At 67.2% G+C, this 22,779-nt stretch carries 16 protein-coding genes and 2 rRNA genes (1 of these 18 only partly in view); 8 read left to right on the top strand and 10 right to left on the bottom strand.

The genetic code is table 11. From position 1 onward, the window contains the following. The first annotated feature begins 150 nt into the window (after window positions 1-150). Together MG068_RS20650 and MG068_RS20655 are read left to right on the top strand one after the other, a co-directional pair. Window positions 151-912: a hypothetical protein gene (locus MG068_RS20650; protein WP_132811054.1), complete on the top strand. Its 762-nt coding sequence runs from the start codon at window positions 151-153 to the stop codon at window positions 910-912. After that, on the top strand, window positions 909-2,009 hold the full coding sequence (locus MG068_RS20655; protein ID WP_132811055.1) for a hypothetical protein: 1,101 nt from the start codon (window positions 909-911) through the stop codon (window positions 2,007-2,009). Before MG068_RS20650 ends, MG068_RS20655 begins: the two co-directional genes overlap by 4 nt. A gap of 51 nt (window positions 2,010-2,060) precedes the next feature. Here MG068_RS20655 and MG068_RS20660 read toward each other — a convergent pair whose 3' ends face one another. From MG068_RS20660 to glyQ, 4 genes are all read right to left on the bottom strand, one after another. Continuing rightward, on the bottom strand, window positions 2,061-5,921 hold the full coding sequence (locus tag MG068_RS20660) for a translocation/assembly module TamB domain-containing protein (protein WP_132811056.1): 3,861 nt from the start codon (window positions 5,919-5,921) through the stop codon (window positions 2,061-2,063). After that, window positions 5,918-7,714, bottom strand: a complete 1,797-nt coding sequence (locus MG068_RS20665) for an autotransporter assembly complex protein TamA (RefSeq protein ID WP_080291770.1) — start codon at window positions 7,712-7,714, stop codon at window positions 5,918-5,920. The genes MG068_RS20660 and MG068_RS20665 overlap by 4 nt, the downstream gene beginning before the upstream one ends. A gap of 256 nt (window positions 7,715-7,970) precedes the next feature. Continuing rightward, window positions 7,971-10,046, bottom strand: coding sequence for a glycine--tRNA ligase subunit beta (gene glyS, locus MG068_RS20670; RefSeq protein WP_132811057.1), 2,076 nt, complete (start codon window positions 10,044-10,046; stop codon window positions 7,971-7,973). 71 nt (window positions 10,047-10,117) lie between these two features. Further along, the gene (gene glyQ, locus MG068_RS20675) at window positions 10,118-11,029 is read right to left on the bottom strand and encodes a glycine--tRNA ligase subunit alpha (RefSeq protein ID WP_132811058.1); all 912 of its coding nucleotides are present in this window, start codon (window positions 11,027-11,029) and stop codon (window positions 10,118-10,120) included. 83 nt (window positions 11,030-11,112) lie between these two features. Between glyQ and MG068_RS20680 the strand changes: the two genes are divergently transcribed. Genes MG068_RS20680 through MG068_RS20690 form a run of 3 tightly spaced genes read left to right on the top strand, consistent with a single transcriptional unit; the run spans window position 11,113 to window position 14,628 of the window. Beyond that, on the top strand, window positions 11,113-12,948 hold the full coding sequence (locus MG068_RS20680; protein WP_132811059.1) for a GspE/PulE family protein: 1,836 nt from the start codon (window positions 11,113-11,115) through the stop codon (window positions 12,946-12,948). Further along, entirely contained in the window at window positions 12,920-13,666 is a 747-nt protein-coding gene (locus tag MG068_RS20685) for a glutamine amidotransferase (protein ID WP_132811060.1), read from the top strand. Before MG068_RS20680 ends, MG068_RS20685 begins: the two co-directional genes overlap by 29 nt. A 50-nt stretch (window positions 13,667-13,716) precedes the next feature. Further along, on the top strand, window positions 13,717-14,628 hold the full coding sequence (locus MG068_RS20690) for a BPSS1780 family membrane protein (protein ID WP_012512520.1): 912 nt from the start codon (window positions 13,717-13,719) through the stop codon (window positions 14,626-14,628). Window positions 14,629-14,717: 89 nt separating this feature from the next. On the opposite strand, the gene tatC is transcribed toward MG068_RS20690, so the two are convergent. The 4 genes from tatC to MG068_RS20710 form a co-directional block, all read right to left on the bottom strand. Continuing rightward, the gene (tatC, locus tag MG068_RS20695; RefSeq protein WP_006403544.1) at window positions 14,718-15,467 is read right to left on the bottom strand and encodes a twin-arginine translocase subunit TatC; all 750 of its coding nucleotides are present in this window, start codon (window positions 15,465-15,467) and stop codon (window positions 14,718-14,720) included. Beyond that, window positions 15,464-15,925, bottom strand: coding sequence for a Sec-independent protein translocase protein TatB (gene tatB, locus MG068_RS20700; RefSeq protein WP_032128454.1), 462 nt, complete (start codon window positions 15,923-15,925; stop codon window positions 15,464-15,466). The genes tatC and tatB overlap by 4 nt, the downstream gene beginning before the upstream one ends. Window positions 15,926-15,940: 15 nt before the next feature. Then, the gene (gene tatA, locus MG068_RS20705; RefSeq protein ID WP_032128453.1) at window positions 15,941-16,168 is read right to left on the bottom strand and encodes a Sec-independent protein translocase subunit TatA; all 228 of its coding nucleotides are present in this window, start codon (window positions 16,166-16,168) and stop codon (window positions 15,941-15,943) included. A 75-nt stretch (window positions 16,169-16,243) separates the two neighbouring features. Then, window positions 16,244-17,137 (bottom strand): lipid-binding SYLF domain-containing protein, encoded by an 894-nt coding sequence (locus MG068_RS20710; RefSeq protein WP_032128452.1) that lies wholly within the window; start codon window positions 17,135-17,137, stop codon window positions 16,244-16,246. A 165-nt stretch (window positions 17,138-17,302) separates the two neighbouring features. Between MG068_RS20710 and hemH the strand changes: the two genes are divergently transcribed. The 3 genes from hemH to MG068_RS20725 all read left to right on the top strand — a co-directional run bounded on the left by hemH (window position 17,303) and on the right by MG068_RS20725 (window position 21,512). Next, window positions 17,303-18,265 carry a ferrochelatase gene (hemH, locus tag MG068_RS20715; RefSeq protein WP_032128451.1) on the top strand — a complete coding sequence of 321 codons (963 nt, stop codon included), beginning with the start codon at window positions 17,303-17,305 and terminating at the stop codon, window positions 18,263-18,265. Continuing rightward, complete coding sequence (locus MG068_RS20720) at window positions 18,262-19,116, top strand: alpha/beta fold hydrolase (protein ID WP_049424296.1); 855 nt, start codon at window positions 18,262-18,264, stop codon at window positions 19,114-19,116. Before hemH ends, MG068_RS20720 begins: the two co-directional genes overlap by 4 nt. 290 nt (window positions 19,117-19,406) lie before the next feature. Then, complete coding sequence (locus MG068_RS20725; RefSeq protein ID WP_132811061.1) at window positions 19,407-21,512, top strand: methyl-accepting chemotaxis protein; 2,106 nt, start codon at window positions 19,407-19,409, stop codon at window positions 21,510-21,512. A gap of 451 nt (window positions 21,513-21,963) precedes the next feature. Here the strand turns inward: MG068_RS20725 and rrf are convergent. Beyond that, window positions 21,964-22,078 (bottom strand): 5S ribosomal RNA (rrf, locus tag MG068_RS20730). Window positions 22,079-22,205: 127 nt separating this feature from the next. Then, window positions 22,206-22,779, bottom strand: a 23S ribosomal RNA gene (locus tag MG068_RS20735) (it continues 2,306 nt past the right edge of the window).

Consider the following 22,779-nt stretch of genomic DNA (forward strand, 5'->3'; position numbering starts at 1 on the left):
GAAGGATCGATGATCGCAGGAATCGATCTGGGCACCACGCATTCGCTGATCGGCGTGAAACGCGCCGATGGGGCAGTTCTGTGAACGTGCCCGCTACGCACAGCTCAGCAGCGGAGATCCTGCGTGGCAAGCCGCAAGGAATCACGACGCATGAATTATGAAACCGCAGTAACAGGGCCATCCGCCGCCGAGGCGCTTGCCGACCGCATCGTCCGCAACGGGCAGCAGCGCGATCCGGCAGACTTCGCAGCCTGGCTGCAGCAGTCCCCGGAACTGCCGGCACCTGCGGATGCCGGCGCGGTGAAGCTGGCAACCTGGCAACGGCTGATGAAGGGCACCACGCCGTTCCCGCAGGCGAACTTCGAGCAGCTGGCCGACCGTTTCCATTGGTATGACCGGGACAATATCCGCGAGTGCTACGACATGGCCTCCCTCGGCCGCAGCATGCACGTGTGCTGGTTGCTGGTGCCAGGCAACGAGGCCGCACTCGCCCGTTACATGCATTGCGAGGATGCGCCGGTTTCGGTGGCGCAGGCCCGCATTCGTGTCGCCCGGCTCAGTGGACCCTGGCGCCCACTGCGCGCGCGCGTCCAAGCGCTATCCGCGCGCACACGGCGCGAGATGCATGGAACGCTGCATTACCTGGTCAGCTTGCCTGTCATGGCGCACGTGTCGCCCCCGCCCCCATTGCAGCGCAGGCAGGTCATGTTTTGGGCGGCCGCATGCGACGCCCTGCACAGTTCCGTGCCGTCCCGCAGGCGCTTCACCTGGCGAACGGTGGCTCTGGCACTGCTTCTGGCGTGCGCCCTGCTGGCCACCATCGCCATCCTCCGCGGGGCGCCTTCCGGCTCCCCGGGCAATGCAGACCGTGATCGTTCAAACCTGCTGTCCCCACATGAGGCAACCCCATGAGCCACTGGACGGACCTGCTGGAGCGCGCCAAAGCCACCGACCCGCAGTCTTTCGCGGTATACCTCCAGGGCCTGCGCAGCCAGTGGTCCCTGGACGAGCGCGATGAAGCCAGTGCCAGGGTGCTGCAGGCGCTGCGCGCGCGGCAGGCCCCCATGAACCTGTCCGCAGCAGCGGCGCTTTACCAGGCCTTCGGCTGGGACGAAGCGGACTGTGACCTGTCACCAGGCGAACTGCGCGAGCTGGCCGAACACGCCTGGCAGGACTGGCTGCAGCTGCCCGCGCAGATCGACATGCTGGCCCAGCAGATGGAGGCGCGTGGCGGACGCTGGACCAGCCACGATGACGCTGCCAGCCGCCTCAAACAGCTACGCGAACCGCGTTCGCACCTGCACAACCTGATGTCCGCGCTGCCGCTGCGCGTGCCGCGCCAGGCCGCAGCGTTGATGGACGTACTCGGCTGCCAGGAAGACCGCCCCGTACCGCCCGGCATCGATCCGGGCCAAGCCAGTTTCTGGACCGGCGCCAGCGATGTCACCCACCTCAATGCGGCACAACTGTCATTGCTGCGTGCACTCTTGGCAAGCCTGGTGTTGACGTTGGTGGCCTTCATCGCGCTGGCCACCACCGAGATCGCCAGCATGCTGCTGCCCTACCAGTCGGAGGAGCAGCGCAAGGCAATCGTGCTGGGTACGGCAGCGCTGGCGCCACTGCTCGGCACTCTGCTGGCCATTGGCCTGCGTCATCTGTTCGTCTGGCAGAGCGCCCCTGAAGAACCGTCCCTGCCACCTTCCCGGCTGCGTTGGCTGACGCTGCCGGTCGCCTGCGCTGCCATCGCAGCGGCCGGTACCGCCGTCTACCTGTGGGTGCCCTCGCCTTCGCTGTGGCTGGCACCGCTGTGCTGGCTGCTGGCCTGGACCGTGCTGACAACAGCGTGGATCCGCTACCAGCTGCGCCGGGGCAAGCCCGTCCGCATGGCATTGCCAGTGTCATTCCTGGTGATGCTGTCCGTGCTCAGCGTGCTGCCGGCCCTGCTGGGTGCGCTGCTGCTGTGGAGCATGGACCTGTTCGGCTACCGCCAGCGGCTCCGCCGCAGCTGAAGAAGCCGGGGTCGGATCCCTTTCAAGGAAAGGGTGCCGCCCCCGACCTGGTCATTTCTCCCGTCGCCAGTTGATCGACCCACGGTTTTCCACCGTGCTCGATTCCACTTCCACGTCGAAGCCGCGGCGCAGCAGGTACTTCAGCGTGATCACCGAACCGGCACCGACCAGCGACACGCCGTAACCGACGTACAGCTTGGGCGAGATGTACTTGCCGACGCCGATCACCGAGCCACCCAGCGCGCGCGACTGGCTCACGCCGGCATCGTCCAGGCCCAGCTTGGCACCCAGCTGCGAGGCCAGCAGGCCGCTGCCGGCCGACAATGCCGCCGAGGCCGCATTGACCTGCTGCGTCTGGTCGCTGCTGGCGCCGGTCAGGCTGCGTCCCAGCACCAGATAAGCCAGGGCTTCGGACTGCGACATCGCCGGGTCAGACCACACGTCCGCACGCGGCTGCTGCGCACGCCCGGTCACGTCGATACCAGCAGTGACATCACCGATCCGGCGCTCGGCACGGATGTTGATGCGCGGGTCGGACACCGCGTTGTAGTTCCAGGTGAGGTTGCCGCGGGTGATGGTCAGGTCCTGCCCGTACGCCTTGTAGCGGCCACTCACTTCCAGCCCACCATTGGCGGTCATCTCGCGGCCAGGCTTGGCCCAGACCTGCATCTTGCCGGTCAGTGCGCCCTTAAGGCCGAAGCCGGTCATCTTCACCTTGTCACCGAGGCTGACCGTCAGCTCCATGTCCAGCGGCGAGGTACGCGACTCTTCCGGATCGGCCGGGTCGAGCACCACCACGTCTTCGGACACCGAGGTGCCGCGGTCCAGGCGCTCCAGATCGATGTCGGCCTCGGGCACGTGCACGGTGCCACGCAGCTCCATCGCGGCCTTGGCCAGGGTGAAGTCGAGGTTGGGATTGGCGACGATGCGCAGCTCGCTGGTGTTGGACAGCAGCACGTTGTCGCCGTGGATCTTCAACTGCAGCGGCTGTGCATCGCCGAACCACGACAGGCCACCATCCACGTACAGCGTGCCCTGGCCGGAGTTGGCCTGCGCGGTGATCTTGGCCGAACCATCGGGCTGGGCCACGAAGCTGCCCTTGCCCTGGTCGAAGGTCAGGCCGAGTGCCGGGAATTCACCCTTGAAGTTGCTCAGCTGCGCGTCACCGCCCAGCGACGGCTGGCCACGCGTACCGCGCAGGCTGACGTGGCCTTCGATCAGGCCGGTCGGTCGCACGATGTCCGGCGAGAACAGCTCCAGCCAGTACAGCCGCGACATGTTGAGGTAGAGCTCGCCGTTCAGCGGTGCGCTGGCTTCCCAGCCGGTCTGCATCCTGGCGTCGACGAAGCCGTTGCCCTGGAAGCCCATGCCCAGGTAGCCCTTGATGCTGGCCGGGGTCATGTCGAGCTTGAGCGAGAACTGGTCGTAGCGCACCAGCTCGCCACGGGTGGTGTCCCCCACGGCATTGCGGTTCTCACCCAGGCGCACGCCGCCTTCCTTCGAGCGCACTTCCACATGGCCTTCCCAGGCGTTGCCGCGCGGGCGGATCTGCGCATCCAGGCTGACATCGCCACGCAGGTAGATGCGACGGCCGGACTGCGGCGGCAACCACGGCTGCACCAGCGCCAGTGGCAGCGCATCACTGCGCACCACCAGGCCCTCGCGCGGCCAGTTGGCGTGTGCGCACAGTGTGCCGCTGCTGGCAGCGGCCAGGCAGGCTTCGCCCAGCGTGTAGTTGCTGCCGTTGATCGCGAACGCCGCCGGTGCACGCAGCGACCAGGCATCGCCCTTCACCGGTGCGATGCGCAGCGCGGCCAGCTCGCCGCGCCACTGCGCGCCCTGCTGGCGCACGCTGCCCTGCAGCTCGATCGCGCCCATCTCGTTGCGGGTCTGCGCGGCCAGGCGCAGGTTGGAGACACTGCCCTGCGCATCCACATTCAAGCGTTCCAGCAGCATGCCGGCATTGACCTGCTGGCCCTGGATCGCCAGCGTGCCGCTGTCGCCACGCCACGGCAGGTGGCCCTTGATGCTCACGCTCTCGGCGCCGTAGCCGTCCCAGTTGAGGTTGTTGCCGACCAGGTCGGCGGTGATGTCCGGCGCATCGCGCGGGCCCTTCACCTGTACCTGGCCACGCAGGCCGCCATCGGCGCCCGGCAGCAGGTCACTCAGCTGCAGCGGTTCGAAACGCGCATCGATGTCGAGGCGGTCACCGACCTTGCCCGAAGCGGTCACCCGGCTGCTGCCCAGCGACAGCTTCAGGTCACCCTGGCCCTGCGCGCCCTGCAGCGCGAACTTGCCCTGTGCGTCCAGGTTGCGCTGACGCAGCACGCCCTTCAACGACGGCAGATCGACCGTGGCTTCCAACGTGCCGGCGGTACCCGGCGGTGCGTTTGCCGGCGGCGGCAGCTGGCGGCCCTTGGAGGCCAGGTTGCCGGACAGGCGGCCATTCCAGCCCGGCACGAAATAGCCGGGGTCGAAGTCCTTCAGCGTGGCCTTGGCATCCCAGTCCAGCTGCGGTGCCCACGCCACCTGGCCTTCCACCTGCAGCTGGCCACCCGGGGTCTGCGCCTGCAGCTGATGGATCGACGCGGCCTGATCGTTGCCGCGCACATCGAAGTGCAGCTGTGCCTTCTGCGCGTCGCGCTCGACCTCGGCGCGGCCGATCGCCGCCCAGGCCTTCAGGGTACCGGCCAGGCCGAAGCGTGCTTCCTTCAAGGTGACCGGCACCGGGGCGCTGCCGGCGGTGTTCGGGTCCGCCGCTGGCACGTAGGTCAGGTCATGTGCGACCACCGAGAAGTTGAGCTTCTGCTGGTCTTCCTGGCTGAAATCGGCGGTGCCTTCCAGCCGCGCCTCACCGCCAAGACCCTTCACCAGCAGCGGTGAGACTTTCAGCACCTGGTCCTGCAGCGACACCACCGACGGTGCCAGTTCCAGTTCCTGATCGCCCTGTTTCACCTTGCCACGCAGGTTGGCGTTGCCGCCCTTGCCGGCGGCGGTGAAGTCCAGTGCCAGCGGCGCGATCGCCGAGCTGGCCAGTGCCGGCGACAGCAGCGCCAGATCCAGCTCGTCACTGCGGATGCTGGCGCTCCAGCTCGGATCGGTGCGGCCATCGAACACCAGCATCGCGTGCAGCGGCTTCGGCGCGCGCCCGGCTACGGCCACTTCCATGTGCGACAGGTCACCGCGGGCGACCAGGCCGACGGTGGCGGCCGTGCGGCCACGCGGCGCCGGCAGCACCGCGGTGACGGTTACATCGGTGTCGTAGTCCTTGGCCGGGATGTAGCGGCCCTGGGCGGTGAAATTGCCCATGTCGCTGTCCACCACCAGTTTGTGTGCCTGGAACTCGCCATTGGCGATCTCGATGCCGCCGCGCACGCGACTGATGTCGATCACCGGCTCGTTGGCCTGGCTGATGCGGAAGCCGTCGATGGCGATGGCATCGGCCTGGATCGCCAACGGCATTTCGATCTGCGGCAGCGAATCGGGCCACGACGGCAGCTTGAACGGCTCGTCACTCTTGGCCAGGTTCAGCGTCGCGTTGGTCAGTTCCAGCTTGTCCAGCAGCAGCTTGCGGCCCAGCAGCGGGCGCAGGTCCGGCTCCAGATGGGCGCGCTCGGCGTGGAAATGGATGTCGTCGTAGCGGAAGTCGACGTTGTACAGGGTCAGCGGACCGGCCACCGGGCCGTCCACCTTGTCCCAGGTGAAGCTGGCGCCCACCGGCAGCCGTGCCACCACCTGCGCCAGCAGCACGTCACGGCCGGCCACGGTCTGCAGCAGCCAGTACACCGCCAGCAGGGCCAGCAGCACCAGGCCCAGCACGCCCACACCGGACCAGGCCCAGAAGCGGCGGCGGCGGTAGAAGCGCACGCGCGGCGGCGTGGTCGGGTTCGGAGTGGGTGCGGGCGTACTCACAGGTCCGCTCCGATGTTGAGGTACAGCTGGAACTGCGAATCCGGGTTGTTCAGGCCATGCGCGATATCCACGCGCACCGGGCCCACCGGCGATTTCCAGCGCACGCCGAAGCCGACGCCGGTATGCAGATCGATGGTGTTGTCGAAGGCGCTGCCGGTATCGACGAACACCGCCGCACCCCAGGGGCCACCATTGAAGTAGTGCTCGTACTCGGCCGAGCCGATCACCAGGTTCTTGGCGCCCAGCGCGTACTTGTCCGGTGCCGGGGTCCGCGGGCCCACCTCGCGATAGGCATAGCCGCGGATGCTGCGGTCACCACCGGCGAAGTAGCGCAGGCTGGGCGGCATCGCCACCAGATCACTGGTCCAGGTGGTGCCACCCTCGCCGCGCAGGATCAGGCGGTTGCTTTCGCCCACCGGGATGTACCAGCGCAGCACGGCATTGGCCTGCACGAAGCTGGTGTCCGAACCGGCACCTTCAACGCCGGCACGCATCGTCGCAGTACCGCTGATGCCCTTGCGCGGGAACAGTTCGTCATCGACGTTGACGTAGTCGGCGACCATCTGCGGGTACACCAGCGTCGACGTGTTGTAGACCGCGTCGGTGAATTCGGTGCCGGAGGCATAGCGCCAGCGCTCGCGCAGCGCGTTGATCGAGGCGATCGCGGTCCAGTGTTCGTTGATCTCACCGCTGCGGCTGGCGATCAGCTTGAAGTTGCGCAGGTCGATGTAGTCGGTCTGCTCGTCGTAGGCGCTGGCAGCGAAGGTGTACCAGCCATCAAGCCAGTTGAAGGCCGGAATGCGGTAGCTGGTGACCAGGCTCTTGCGCTTCTGCGCATAGTCCAGCTGCGTGTTCATCTTGTGGCCGCGGTTGTTCAGCCACCGCCGTTCGATGCCACCGCGCACACCCGGGCCACTTTCGCTGCCGTAGCTCAGACCCGCGGTGTAGATGGTGCGCTTGGCACGGGTCAGCTTCACATCCACCGGCACTTCGCCGTTCGCATCGGCCTGGTCGGGCCGCGGCTGGATGTCGATCACGCTGAAGTAGTCCAGCTTGGTCAGCGACTCGCGCAGCCGGTCCAGCTTGCCCTCGTGGAAGTAGCTGCCCTGTTCCCAGTACACCAGCGGATCGAACAGCTTGTCGACGAAGTAGTCCTGCTCGAAACGCACCGGTCCCATGTTGTAGCGGCGGCCGCTGTCCCAGGTCAGGTCGATGTCGGCGGCGTTGTCGGCACGGGTGATCTGCACCTGACGCTGGGTGTAGTCGGCATCGAAATAGCCACGTTCGGCCAGGCGGCGGGTGACGGTGATCTTGCTGGCTTCGTACTGCGTATGTTCGAAACGCTGGCCCTTGCGCGGCTTGAACGCGGCCAGATCGTCCTGCAGGTACTGGTCGTACATCGCCGGCCCGGTGATGTCGATGTGCTCGCGGCGGACGGTCACCGGGGTGCCCTTGTCGACATGGATCAGCACGCGCACGTGCTCGTCCTCGCGCGGCGCCTCGACCTTGATCACCGGGTTGTAGTACCCGAACGGTTCCAGTGCCTGGCGGGTCTGCCGCTCGGCCTGTGACAGCAGGTACTCCAGGCGCGATTCGCCCTGTTCCTTGCCGATCGTGTCGTACAGCGACAGCGATTCCTGGATGTTCTCGATGATTGCGGCGTCGTCGCCCTTGTCCAATCCCTTGATGTCCACCTTGTCGATGGTGCCGCGCGCGTGGGCCACGGAGGTGGCGGCCAGCGACAGGACCATCAGCGGCAGGGCGTATTTCTTTGGCTGCATGCGGCACAGCATACCGACCGAAGGTGACGATGCGAAATGCATCACGTCATTGGGGATCGGTTGTTAAGTGGCGGTCAAAATACGCGCCTTTGTGGCGATCGTCGTGATCGCAGCCGAGGATGCCGGCATCGTGCGCGATGCCGGCAATGACCCCGATGGACATCCGCCAGCGGTGATCCGGTAGTGCCGGCCGCTGGCCGGCAACCCACAGACCGATCCGATGTGCGGTGGCAATGCCGGCCAGCGGCCGGCACTACCGATACGGGCGTCAGCTCGACAGATGCTCGATCGCTGCCACCTTGCCCAGGCGCTCGCCCAGCATCGTCAGCAGCGCCAGGCGGTTGCCACGCAGCGCCGGATCCTCGGCATTGACCATCACGCCATCGAAGAACGCGTCGACCTGCGGGCGCAGGCGGGCCAGGCGCGCCAGCACAGCCACGTAATCCTTGTGCTGCAGGCTGGCGCCGGTGTCGTCGATGGCCGCGGTGACCGCTTCAGCCAGCGCGCGCTCGGCGTCTTCCTGCAGCAGCGCCGGGTCGATCTGGGCCGGAATGTCGCCTTCAGCCTTGCGGAGGATGTTGCGGATGCGCTTGTTGGCCGCAGCCAGCGCCTCGGCTTCCGGCAGCGCGGCGAAGGTGCCGATCGCGTCCAGGCGGCGGTCGAAGTCATACAGCGAGACAGGCTTCAGTTCGGCCACCGCATTGAAGTGCGTGGCTGGCACGTTCTTGTCGCCGTAGTAACCCTTCAGGCGGTCGAGGATGAAGTCGTACAGCTCGCCAACGTCGGCCTGCACGTTGCGTGCGGCCAGGCCGGCGTTGGCGCTGGCCAGCAGCGCGCGCAGGTCCAGCTCGAAGCCGCTTTCGATGATCGTGCGGGCCAGGCCCAGCGCGTTGCGGCGCAGCGCGAACGGGTCCTTGTTGCCGGTCGGCTTCAGGCCTGCGGCGAAGCCACCGGCCAGCGTGTCGACGCGCTCGGCGATGGCCAGCACCTTGCCCAGCGGCGACAGCGCGATGTCATCACCACCGAAGCGCGGCTGGTAGGCCTCGTCGATGGCCAGCGCCACCTCGGCCGATTCGCCACCGGCCACGGCGTAGTGGCGGCCGGCGATGCCCTGCAGCTCCGGGAACTCGTTGACCATGCGCGACTGCAGGTCGTTCTTGGCCAGTTCGGCAGCCCGCTTGGCCTGCGCGGCATCGGCGCCAACCTGGGGTGCGATCACTTCGGCCAATGCAGCCACGCGCGCCACCTTGTCGGCCACGCTGCCCAGCTTGGCCTGGTAGGTCACCGTCTTCAGCCCCTCACCCATCGACACCAGGCCCTGCTTCAGGTCCTCGTCGAAGAAGAACTTGGCATCGGCGAAACGCGGACGGATCACCCGCTCGTAGCCCTTGGCCACTTCGGCCACGTTCTTCGATTCGATGTTGGCGATGCCGATGAACTTCTCGGTCAGCGTGCCTGCGGCATCCAGCACCGGGAAGAACTTCTGGTTGATCTCCATCGTCTCGATCAGCGCTTCCTGCGGCACCGCCAGGAACGCGGGCTCGAAGCTGCACAGCACCGCCGACGGCCATTCGACCAGGTTCACCACCTGCTCCAGGTTGTCGTCGGTGATGCGGGCGCTGCCACCGGCCTTGGCCGCAGCGGCCTCGACCTCGGCGACGATGCGCGCGCGGCGCTCGCTCGGGTCGACCAGCACGAACGCGGCGCGCAGCGCTTCAACGTAGTCCTGCGGCTGCGCCAGCGACACCGCCTGGTCATGGTGGAAGCGATGGCCACGGCTGACGCGGCCGGCCTGCAGGCCGAACAGTTCGGCCTCGACCACGTTGGCGCCGTGCAGCAGCACCAGCCAGTGCGCCGGGCGCGCGAAGCCCCAGGCGTGGTCGCCCCAGCGCATCGGCTTGGGAATCGGCATCGCCGCGATCGCCTCGCGCAGGATCTCCGGCAGCAGGCTGGCGGTGCTCGCGCCCGGGGTCACCGCGCGGTGCACGAAGCGCTCACCCTTGTTGTCGGTGGTCTTTTCCAGCGCGGTCCAGTCGATCCCGGCCTTGGCGGCGAAGCCCTGCAGGGCCTTGGTCGGCTGGCCTTCGGCATCCAGCGCGATGTTCAGGTACGGGCCCAGCACTTCGCTGTGCTGTTCCGGCTGTTCCAGGCCGACGCCCGGCAGCAGCACGGCCAGGCGGCGCGGAGTCGACAGCGGGCGCGCATCGCCCAGTTCCAGCGCGACGCCGCGCTTGCGCAGGCCGTCGACAACGCCATCGAAGAACGCCTGGGCGAGGCCCGGCAGCGCCTTGACCGGCAGCTCCTCGGTGCCCAGTTCGATCAGCAGGGGGGACAGTTGGCTCATCGTTTCAATCCTGTGGTGGGGGCGCAGCGCGCGACGCGTCCGGCGCCCCGGAGTAAGGGGGGGAGCGGCCGTCAGGCCTTCTTCGCACCCGGGAAGCCCAGCTTCTCGCGCTGCTCGTAGTACGCCCTAGCCACGGCCTGGGCCAGCGCGCGCACGCGCAGGATGTAGCGCTGGCGCTCGGTCACGCTGATCGCGCGGCGCGCATCGAGCAGGTTGAAGGTGTGGCTGGCCTTCATCACCTGCTCGTAGGCCGGCAGCGGCAGGTTCACTTCCACCAGCTTCTGCGCTTCACGTTCGCAGGCGTCGAAGCGGTGGAACATCTCTTCCACGTCGGCGTATTCGAAGTTGTAGGTGCTCTGCTCCACCTCGTTCTGGTGGTAGACGTCGCCATAGGTCACCGGCTGGCCGTCCGGGCCGTAGGTCCACACCAGGTCGTAGACGTTGTCGCAGTTCTGCAGGTACATGCACAGGCGCTCGAGACCGTAGGTGATCTCGCCCAGCACCGGGCGGCACTCCAGGCCACCGGCCTGCTGGAAGTAGGTGAACTGGGTCACTTCCATGCCATTGAGCCAGACTTCCCAGCCCAGGCCCCAGGCGCCCAGGGTCGGCGATTCCCAGTTGTCCTCGACGAAGCGCAGGTCGTGCACCAGCGGATCGATGCCCAGCGCCTTCAGCGAATCCAGGTACAGCTGCTGGATGTTGTCCGGCGCCGGCTTCATCGCCACCTGGTACTGGTAGTAGCGCTGCAGGCGGTTCGGGTTCTCGCCGTAGCGGCCGTCGGTCGGGCGGCGCGAGGGCTGCACGTAGGCCGCGTTCCAGCTCTCCGGACCGATCGCACGCAGGAAGGTGGCCGGGTGGAAGGTGCCGGCGCCCACCTCCAGGTCGAGCGGCTGGATGAGCACGCAGCCCTGCTGGGCCCAGAACTGGTTCAGGGTCTGGATCAGGCCCTGGAAGGTGATCGGAACGGTCGGGGTCGCGGACATGCGTACGAGTCTTGGCCGGCAAGGGGGTGCGTTAGTATAACGGCCGACCTGCGGGGCATTCCGTACCCGGGAGGAGCAGGCAGATGGAACATCGGCTGCCGGTGGGCACGCCCGGCGAGGCTGGCGGCGTACCGCTGCCGTGGGGACGGCTGCAGTTCGAGCAGATTGCCGCGGCCCTGATCGCCGATGGCCTGGTGGCCGAGCAGGACCGCGAGCGCATGCGCTTTTCCGCGCAGGGCGCACGCAACGCCAGTGAAGTGCACCCGCTGGTACTGCTGTCCAACCTCAAGCTGGCCGCCAACGGCGGTGGCGAACTGACCCTGGAGCGCCTCACCGAGTGGCTGGCGCAGCGCACCGGCAGCCGCTACCTGCGCATCGACCCGACCCGGGTCGACGTCGCCGCGGTCACCGCGCTGGTCTCCCATGCCTACGCGCGCCGCCACCGTTTCCTGCCGTTGGCGGTGGATGCCGAGCGCGTGCTGGTGGCCACCAGCGAGCCACTGGTGCAGGAATGGCGCCGCGACCTGCAGCACCTGACCCGCCGCCGCATCGAGCTGGCGGTGGTCAACCCGCTGGACCTGCACCGCTACACCATGGAGTTCTACGGGGTGACCCGTTCGGTGCGCGGCGCCCGTGGCGACGTGCGCGGCGAGGCCAGCACCACCCTGCCCAGCTTCGAACAGCTGGTGGAGCTGGGCCGCACCGGCGACGTCAATGCCGACGACCAGCACATCGTGCATATCGTGGACTGGCTGCTGCAGTACGCCTACGAGCAGCGCGCCTCGGACATCCACCTGGAGCCGCGCCGCGAAATGGGGCGCATGCGCTTCCGCATCGACGGCGTGCTGCACAAGGTGTTCGAGGTACCGCCGGCGGTGATGACCGCGGTGGTCAGTCGCATCAAGGTGCTCGGCCGCATGGACCTGGCCGAACGCCGGCGCCCGCAGGACGGCCGCATCAAGACCCGCTCGCCGGGCGGCCGCGAAGTCGAGATGCGCCTGTCGACCATGCCCACCGCCTTCGGCGAGAAGTGCGTGATGCGCATCTTCGACCCCGATGCCGCCTTCAAGAGCATCGACCAGCTCGGTTTCAGCCCGCAGGAGGCCGCCGGCTGGAATGCGCTGGTCGAGCGCCCGCATGGCATCGTGCTGGTCACCGGCCCGACTGGCTCGGGCAAGACCACCACCCTGTATTCGACGCTGAAGCGGCTGGCCACGCCGGACGTGAACGTCTGCACGGTGGAAGACCCGATCGAGATGATCGCGCCCGAATTCAACCAGATGCAGGTGCAGGCCAACATCGACCTGGACTTCGCCAGCGGCGTGCGCACCCTGCTGCGGCAGGACCCGGACATCATCATGATCGGCGAGATCCGCGACCTGGAGACCGCGCAGATGGCGGTGCAGGCCTCGCTGACCGGCCACCTGGTGCTGTCCACCCTGCATACCAACGACGCGCCCTCGGCGGTCACCCGCCTGCTCGACCTGGGCGTGCCGCATTACCTGCTGGCCAGCACCCTCAACGGCATCCTCGCCCAGCGCCTGGTGCGCACGCTGTGCCCGCACTGCAAGCAGCCGCACAGCCTCGGCGCGGCCGATTGGGCGGTGCTGGCTGATAGCCAGGCTGCATATCCAGATGCCGCCACGCCCTGTCGGCCGGTCGGTTGCCTGGAATGCCGGCGCACCGGATTCCTCGGCCGCATCGGGCTGTATGAGTTGCTGCCATTGGGTTCGCGGCTGCGCGGGCAGATCCGCGCCGACATGGACCTGGCCGGTTTCACCCGTGCCGCGCGGGCTGAAGGGCTGCGAACCCTGCGCCAGGCCGGGCTTGAAAAGGTGGCGCAGGGGCTGACTACAATCGAGGAAGTCCTGTCAGTCCTGCCGCCCCCGGATGAACCCAGCCCCGTTCCTGATCCTTGAAACCGGCCGCCCGGTACCGTCGCTGCGCCGCTACGGGCGCTTTCCGCACTGGATCCGCGTCGCCGCCGGGCTGGAGGAACATGAGACGGTGGTGGTCGATGTCGAACACGGTGGCGCCCTGCCCGATCCGCACGGTTTTGCCGGGGTACTGGTGACCGGCTCGGCCGCCTTCGTTACTGACCACGCCGACTGGAGCGAGCGCAGCGCGGCGTGGCTGCGCCAGACCGCCCACGACGACCTGCCGGTGTTCGGCATCTGCTACGGCCACCAGCTGCTGGCGCATGCGCTGGGCGGTGAGGTGGCCTACAACCCGGCCGGGCGCGAGTCCGGCACGATCGAACTGGAGCTGCAGCCACAGGCGGCACAGGATCCGCTGTTCCAGGGTCTGCCGCAGCACTTTGCCGCCCACGCCACCCACCTGCAGACCGTGCTGCGCGCACCCGACGGTGCCGAGGTGCTGGCACGCTCGCCGCTGGATGGCTGCCACGCGTTCCGCTGGGGGCGCCAGGCCTGGGGCGTGCAGTTCCATCCGGAATTCGCCACCCACCACATGCGCGGCTACGTGCGCGCCCGCGCCGACTGCATCGGCCGCCACGGCGGCTGCGCCCGCAGCATCGAGCGCGCGGTCAGCGCCGCACCGCTGGCCCGCCAGCTGTTGCGCCGCTTCGTCCGCCAGGCGCGGCTGTCTTCAGCCCAGCCGGTGGCAAAACAGGGATAATCGGCGGCACGGGCAGCCGCCCGGCCCCCTCCTGTCCTTCCCGGATGTCCATGAAAGAGATTCGCAAGCTGCCGGCCTCGGCGGGCGCCCAGTGGTTGCTGGATACGTTCTCCCTGTACCGGCGTGCGCCGCTGCAGCTGGCCCGGATCGGCCTGACCTGGCTGCTGGTGAGCTGGGTGGTGACCCTGCTGTCGACCTTGATTCCCGGCGCCGCCGGCATGGCAGTACAGCTCATGACCCTGGCCATTTCGCCGATCATGTTCGGCGGCATGCTGTATGCCGTGGGCGAGATCGACGAAGGCCGCCCGGGCCTGGCCTCGCACCTGCTGCAGCCGATCCGCGACCACCGCGTCAGCCACCTGCTGGTGCCGCTGGCGATCCAGGTGCTGGCGGTCCTGCTGCTGGGCGCGCTGTTGTTCATGATGATCGGCCGCGAGGGCTTCACCGCCTTCAGCGAGGTCATGACCAAGATGGAAGAAATCAGCCGCAGCGGCCAGCAGATCAAGCCGGACGACGCGGCCGCGCTGGTCGCCAACCTGCCGGCCAAGCGCATCGCGCTGTGGATGCTGCTGGTGTTCCTGAGCGCGGTGGCGCTGTCGCTGGCGATGTTCACCCAGCCGGCGCTGGTGGTGTTCGACAAGCAGAGCGGCATGCATGCGCTGCGCCTGAGCCTGCAGGGCTGCATCGAGAACATCGGCGCGATGTTCGTGTTCGCCGCGCTCGGCCTGATCGCCGCGTTCTGCATGTACATCCTGTTCGTGATCGTGATCCAGGTCGCGATGCTGATCGGTGGCCCGCTGGCTGCGGCCTTCATCGCCCAGCTGGTGCTGACCACGGTGCTGATGCCGCTGTATGTCGGCGCGGTCTACGCCGCGTGGAAGCAGATGTTCGTGCATCGCGGCAGCCGCGCGGCGCCGCCGATCCCGACCACGCCGACCTCAAGCGACGTGTTCCACGCCTGACGGAAAAAGGGGACGGAGGGGATTAAGTCGTTTATGCCCAGTGTGTGCAGCTAACGACTTAATCCCCTCCGTCCCCTTTTTTTCTTCTTTCAGGCGGCGGGTTTCTTCACTACCGACGACGGCACCAGCCAGCGTGCGGCGTGGATGCCCAGTTCGTAGAGCAGGCACATCGGGATCGCCAGCATCAGCTGCGAGACCACGTCCGGCGGGGTCAGCACCGCCGCCACCACGAAGATGCCGACGATCGCGTAACCGCGGCCTTCCTTGAACTGCTGCGGCGTCACCCAGCCCAGCAGCACCAGGATCACCATCGCCACCGGCAGTTCGAAACTGCCGCCGAAAGCGAAGAAGATCGCCAGCACGAAGTCCAGGTAGGCGTTCGCATCCGGAGTGATCGCGATCACGTCCGGGCTGAAGGTGGTGAGGAAGTGGAACACCGCCGGCAGCACCAGGAAGTAGGCAAAGGCGCAGCCGGCGTAGAACAGCAGCACCGACGACACCAGCAACGGCACCGCCAGGCGCTTCTCGCGCGCATACAGGCCGGGCGCGACGAAGGCCCACAGCTGGTACAGCAGCCACGGCACGGCCACGAACAGGGCCACGAAGAAAGTCAGCTTCAGCGGTGCGAAGAAGGCACCGGCCGGATTGGTGGCGATCATCGTCTGCCCGTTCGGCAGCTGCGAGACCAGCGGTTCGGCCAGTGCGTTGTAGAGCTTCTGGGTAAACGGCAGCAGGCCCAGCAGCACCACGCCCAGTCCCAGCAATGCGCGTACCAGGCGGCCACGCAGTTCCACCAGATGCTCAACCAGCGAGCTTTCGCCGAAATCCTGTTCACTCATGGCTGGCGCTCCGGGCTGCTCTGCGGCGGCGGCGCACCGGCTTCAGGGGGTGTCGCCGGCGTCGGCTCGGGAGCAACGCTCTCCTGTGCCGGCGCATCGGCGTCGGGCACGGCGCTCATGTGCGGCGGAAGATCTGCGGGCGCCGGCGCGCGTACTTCCTGCGCCAGCGTATCGCCCTGCTGCTGGGCCTCCTGCGCTTCGCGACGGATCGCTTCACCGCTGGCGCGCAGCTGGTTCTCGGTGTCCTGCATGCCCTGGCGCACGTCCTGCATCTGCCGCTTGATGTCCTCGGCCTGCAGTTCGCGCTCCAGTTCCTGTTTCACCGAATCCCACTGATTACGGGCACGTCGCACCCACAGGCCGGCGAAGCGGGCCGCCTTGGGCAGGCGCTCGGGACCGAGCACCACCAGGGCGACCACTGCAATCACCAGCAGCTCGCTGAAGCCGATATCAAACACCGCGACCGCTCCGGATCAGCGAGCGTTACGGTCGTGCTCGTCCTGCGCGGCGCGCGAGGCGTCCTGACTGCGCGATTCATCGCCCAGCTGCGCGTTCGGCTTGTCCTCGTCGCGCATGCCCTTCTTGAATTCCTTGACCGCCGAACCGAGATCCTTGGCGCCACTGGTCAGGCGCTTGGTGCCGAACACCAGCAGGACGATGGCCAGCACGACCAACCAATGCCAGATGCTGAAACTGCCCATAAAGACGCTCGTTACGTTAGTGATCAGGCTGTCGAGCATAGCGCACCGGGTGTCAGCCGGCGCGCGTGACGAAAGTCAGTTTCCGCCCAGCGTTTCCGTGCGGATCTCGCCGTCGTTGACCGGCTGGAAGCCCTGCTGCTGCGGCGGCGGGTTCTGCGGCACGTTCTGCAGCGGTGCGGTAGTGGCTTCGGCCGGGGCGGCCGGCGCTGCCTGAACAGGCGCCGGAGCAACCGCCGGGGCCGCTGCCGGGCGCGGCGCGCTACCGCCGTTGCCGCTGCGGTTGTTACGCGCGGCGTAGGTGGCCTCTTCCAGGCGGTCGCGGAACGTGACCACATCCATCGACGGCGAACCGGCCGCGCGGCCTTCGAAGATCATGCGCGGCGTGGTGTTGCTGCCGTAGGCGTCCAGATTGGCGGCATCGTCGATCTGCAGCACCGCACCATCCAGGGCGACACCGGCGAACAGGCCGCGGGCGCGCGACCAGGACCAGATCTCGGCCTTCAGCTGACCGTCGGTGGCGGCGGCGGCATTGCGGCCGACCGGGCCGGCGGCGACACCCGCATCGGCGCCCAGCGTGAACTTGCCGTTGACCAGGTTGTCCAGGCTACGGTCGTTGCGGAACACCAGCACCACATCGGAGGACTGCACGCCGGCCTGGAAGCCGATGCTGCCGCCGGTGAGCTTCACGAACACCGGGTTGGACCAGGCACCGTTGGGCATGCGCACGGACATCAGGCCGTGGCCACGACGACCGCCAATGACCAGACCGGCCTTGATCGTGTCGGGAATGACGATGACCGCGCGGCCTTCGTCGAGCAATTTGTCCGGAATGCCCTGTTCAGGGATTTCCTGGATTTCAGCCAGCACGCGCACGGCATTGCGGGCACGCTGGTCTTCCTGCGGTCCGGCCATGGCCTGGCTGGACAGCAGGCTGGCGGCGATCAGCAGGGCTTGGATCGGGCGACGCATGGCAGGCTCCAGAAGTCAGTCCATAGGAAGATATAGCAAGTGACTGAAATTAGTAGTGTTGTCATGAATCCCCAATGAGCGTTCCCTGCTCACATTGATGCGCGCTATGCCTGCAATCCGAACCCTGCATCCCGGCGCGGCACCGGATCGGCGACAATACCGCTCATGCTCGACGCACCCGATACCGCCGTGCTGGCGGTCAACCTAGGCACGCCCGAGACGCCGACGGCCCCCGCCGTACGCCGTTACCTGGCTGAATTCCTGTCCGACCCCCGCGTGGTCTCGATCCCGGCACTGCTGTGGCAGCCGTTGCTGCGCGGACTGATCCTGCCGCTGCGCAGCAGCCGTTCAGCGGCCAAGTACGCCCAGGTCTGGCTGCCGGAGGGCTCTCCGCTGATGGTGCATACGCGCCAGCTGGCGCAGGCCATGCAAGCGCTGTTGCCGACCCTGACGGTGCGCCATGCAATGCGCTATGGCGAACCGGCGCTGGCCAGCGAACTCGACCGGCTGGCGGCCGACGGTGCGCGCCGCATCGTGGTGCTGCCGCTGTACCCGCAGTACTCCACCACCACCACCGCCTCGGTCGAAGACCGCGTCGATGCCTGGCAGCGCCGCAATCCGGGCGTGACCGTCAGCCTGGTGCGCGACTATTCGGTCGATCCGGGCTGGGTCGACGCCGTTGCCGGCTCGATCCGCCGCTACTGGGAACAGCACGGTCGCGGCCAGAAACTGATGTTCTCCTTCCACGGCATTCCGCAGCGTCTGGCCGATGCCGGCGATCCGTATCCGCAGCGCTGCGAGGCCAGTGCGCAGGCCATCGCCAAGGCGCTGGAGCTGGGCAGGGACGACTGGCAGATGGGCTATCAGTCGCGCTTCGGCCGCGAGCGGTGGCTGCAGCCGTATGCCGAGCCCAGCCTGTGGGCGCTGGCCGAATCCGGCGTGAAGCAGATCGACGTGGTGTGTCCGGGCTTCGCCACCGACTGTCTGGAGACGCTGGAAGAAGTGGCACTGGGCTTCACCGAAACACTGGCCGAGCGCGGCGCGACGATGCGCTACATCCCCTGCCTCAACGCCGAACCGGAGCACGCGCGTGCGCTTGCGCGGCTGGCCGTGGCCTCGCTGGCATGAGTCTGCAACCGTTTGAACTCGAGGTCGGTGGCGCGCGCGTCGCCGGCCTGCGCAACCACGGTGATGGCCCGCGCGTGCTGGCCCTGCATGGCTGGCTCGACAACGCGGCCAGCTTCGTGCCGCTGGCGCCGCACCTGTCGTCGTTGCAGCTGGTGGCCATCGACCTGCCCGGCCACGGCCACAGCGCGCATCTGCCGGCCGGTGCCAGCTACACCACGGCCGCCGCCATCTGTCACGTACTCGACGTCGCCGACGCGCTGGGCTGGGACCGTTTCAGCCTGCTCGGCCATTCGATGGGCGCCGGCATCGCCAGCCTCACCGCCTCGGTCAGCGACCGTGTCGAACGGCTGGTGGCGATCGAAGCACTCGGCGGCCTGCGTGGTCCTGAGGAAGAAACCGCCAACCGCCTGCGCGAGCATGTCAATGCCACGCGCGCACTGGCACGCAAGCAGCTGCGCGTGTTCCCCGACCTCGCCGCGCCGATCCGCGCGCGGATGATGACCAACCAGCTCAGCGAGCGCTGTGCACGGCTGCTGGTCGAGCGCGGCGTGGAGCCGGTCGAAGGTGGTTACCGCTGGTGCAGCGACCCGCGCCTGATGCTGCCCACTGCGATCCGCCTCAGCGAAGGCCAGATCGACAACCTGCTGCAGGCCATCGCCTGCCCGACGCAGGTGATCTACGCCACACCGGCGCAGTCGTACTATCCCGAGCCGATGCGCAGCGATCGCCTGCAGCACCTGCGCGATGGCCGTCTGGCGGTGTTTGCCGGCAACCATCACCTGCACATGGAAGACCCGGAACAGATCGCGGGCGTGATCCTGCACTTCTTCAGCAACGGCAACGCCGGCTGAGCAAACGTATCCGCGCGCTTCACTCCGCGCGTTTGCGGCCGATACATCAGTTGCGGGCCCCTGCGTCCGCAGCACGCAGGTCCGGTCGGGCCTGCGGCGTGTGTCTGGTTCTGCAAGGAAGTCCGCATGCCCGCTCTGCTGCACCGTCACCCACAGGATGTGGCCACGGTGTCCCGTCTCCGCGTCGCTGATCGCGCCGCATTCCCCGAATTCCCGGCTCGCGCCCTGCTCACGCACTCCTGCGTGTGCCGCGGCGTGGCTGTTGTCGTTTGCTGATCCAGGAGTCGCCGATGTCCGTTGCATCCTCCCGTCCCCCCGATACCGCCCGCATGCCGCATCTGCAGCAGCTCGCGCGCCGCGCTGACCGTCGACTGCTGATCGGCAGCGCGGCGTTGGCCGTGGCTGGCCTCGTGCTGGCCCTGCGTGGGCCCCACGTACCGGGCGCTGCGTTGGCCGCGGCCGCCGTACTGCCCGCCCTCTGGCTGGCCGGTCCACAGGCGGGCCGGGCCGTCGCCCGCAATGGCCTGGCATTGCTGTTGTCGCTGCAGCTGGCCTTGTTGTGCGCGATCGTCAGCCTGTCACCGGCATTGCCGATTGCGCTGTTGCTGGGCGTGCTGCTCAGCCACCGCGATCGCCTGCCGGTATGGCTGGCCGGTGGTGCTGGCACCCTCGCCCTGCTGGTACCGCTGCTGCACGGCGCAGCCGTGGGACCGACGTTGCTGCAGGCGGGCCTGTTCGCCAGCCTGACCGTGTTCCTCGGCCAGGTCGCGCTGCGCCTGCGCCAGCAGACCGAGGCGCTTGGCCACGGCCCGCGCCGCCTGGCGGCACTGGCGCGCGATATCGCGACGGGCACCGATCTGAGCGCACATGCAGATACTGCGGCCTATGCACCCGGTTCGCTGGCCCATGCGCTGGCCGATACCGCCCGCCACGTACAGGCGCAGCGTGGGCGCGAGGCTGAAGCGCATGCCGAGAATGCGCAGATCCGCCAGGCGCTCGATGCCTCGCGCACCGCGATGATGATTGCCGACAACGACCACGTGATCCGTTACGTGAACCGCTCGGTGGTGGCCCTGCTGCGCAACCAGCAGGCAACACTGCGCCAGGCCTTCCCCGACTTCGATGCCGAGCGCCTGGTCGGCAGCAGCATCCACCGCTTCCACGCCAACCCGGATCGCATCCGCGCGATCCTCAACGGCCTGCAGGTCACGCACAACGGCAAGGTCCAGATCGGCCCGGTGCACTTCGCGCAGGTGGTCACCCCGGTGTTCGATGCGCAGGGCGCGCGCCTGGGCTTCGCCGTGGAATGGCATGACCGCACCCATGAACTCGCGCTGGAAAACGCCGTGGCCGGCATCGTCGCAGCGGCAGCGGCCGGTGATCTGGACCAGCGCCTGCAGGCCACTGAAGGTGCCAGTTTCCTCGATGGGCTGACCGGTGGCATCAACCAGCTGCTCGATACGCTCGGCAGCACCGTCAACGAAGTGCGGCAGATGCTCTCGGCACTGGCCAATGGCGATCTGGACCGGCGCATGCACGGCGAGTATCACGGCGCTTTCGCTGCCATCCAGCGCGATGCGAATGCCACGGCCGGTCAGTTGGCACGCATGGTCGGTCGCATCCAGGAATGTGCGGCGTCGATCAGTACCGCCGCCAGCGAGATTGCCGCCGGCAACGGCGCGTTGTCCGAGCGCAGCGAGCGCCAGGCCGCGCACCTGCAGGAGACCGCAGCATCGATGGAGGAACTCACCGCCACCGTGCGCCAGAACGCCGCCCATGCGCGTGAGGCCAGTGCGTTGGCAGCTTCCACGCAGAGCGCTGCCAGTGACGGCAACACAGCCATGCAGCGGGTGGTGAATACCATGCAGGCCATCGAAGGTGCCTCGAAGCGGATCGGCGACATCACCGGCGTCATCGACGGCATTGCCTTCCAGACCAATATCCTGGCCTTGAACGCAGCCGTGGAGGCGGCACGCGCCGGCGAACAGGGCCGAGGCTTCGCGGTCGTGGCCAGCGAGGTGCGGGTACTGGCGCAGCGCTCTGCGGCGGCGGCCCAGGAGATCAAGAAGCTGATCGACGAAGCCGGCCGCCAGGTGGGTGAGGGTGCCCAGCTGGTAGCTGACGCCGGCCAACGCATGCAGGGCATTGTTGGCGGCGTGGAGGATGTCAGCCACCTGATGCGCGAGATTTCCGCGGCGTCGCAGGAGCAGTCGATCGGCATTGAGCAGATCAACCAGACCGTAGTGCAGATGGATCAGGCCACACAGCAGAATGCCGCGCTGGTGGAGGAAGCCACCGCGGCCGCACGCGAGCTGCAATCGCAGGCGGGTACGCTTACCGAGGCGGTGTCGGTGTTCCGTCAGCAGGAACCGCACGAGGTATCGCAGGCCGCCTGATCCGGGCCTTCAGTTCGATCCTGATCAAGACGGCGCCCGCAGGGCGCCGTCTTTTTGTTGCGTAGGCCTTGCTGCCAGTAGCTGCCAACCTTGGTTGGCGCCGTGGTTCCTCACGGAGGGCATCCACGCATGGCGTGGATCTACTGGTAATGCCGGCCGCTGGCCGGCAATCACAGCGACGCGCACTGTCTGGCCTGCTGCCGGGGTTGGCACCGCTCTTCGCAGGGACAGCCCATCCACGCATGGCGTGGACCTACTGTTGGTCCGGCTGCACTCGGTAGACGCCAACCTTGGTTGGCGCTGTGGCTGCCCGCGGAGACTATCCGCGTATGGCCTGGATCTAACGGGCGATGTAACGCCATCGGGTTGCCGGCCAGCGGCCGGCACTACCCGCATTTCGCGCGCACAAAGAAAAACCCCGCTGCGTGAGCAGCGGGGTTTTGGGTGTAAACCCTGGCGATGACCTACTCTCGCATGGCTTGAGCCACACTACCATCGGCGCAGCTGCGTTTCACTTCCGAGTTCGGGATGGGATCGGGTGGTTCCACAGCGCTAATTTCACCAGGGAGGCGGTTGGAGCGTCGCCATCCGATACAGCTGGATAAGGCGCCTGCCTCTCGTAGTTCTTGTGACGTAGCGTGCACTTGGATGCTCTTACGACGTTGTCGTAAAGCCAAGGCAACTTGAGGTTATATGGTCAAGCCTCTCGGATCATTAGTATCAGTTAGCTCAATACATTGCTGTACTTACACACCTGACCTATCAACCACGTAGTCTACATGGTTCCTTCAGGGGGCTTGTGCCCCGGGAGATCTCATCTTGAGGCGCGCTTCCCGCTTAGATGCTTTCAGCGGTTATCGCTTCCGAACATAGCTACCCGGCAATGCCACTGGCGTGACAACCGGAACACCAGAGGTTCGTCCACTCCGGTCCTCTCGTACTAGGAGCAGCCCCTCTCAAATCTCCAACGCCCATGGCAGATAGGGACCGAACTGTCTCACGACGTTCTGAACCCAGCTCGCGTACCACTTTAAATGGCGAACAGCCATACCCTTGGGACCGACTACAGCCCCAGGATGTGATGAGCCGACATCGAGGTGCCAAACACCGCCGTCGATATGAACTCTTGGGCGGTATCAGCCTGTTATCCCCGGAGTACCTTTTATCCGTTGAGCGATGGCCCTTCCATACAGAACCACCGGATCACTAAGTCCTAGTTTCCTACCTGCTTGATCCGTCGATCTTGCAGTCAAGCACGCTTATGCCT

It is taken from the genome of Stenotrophomonas sp. ASS1, from assembly GCF_004346925.1.
Taxonomy (GTDB): Bacteria; Pseudomonadota; Gammaproteobacteria; order Xanthomonadales; family Xanthomonadaceae; genus Stenotrophomonas; species Stenotrophomonas maltophilia_A.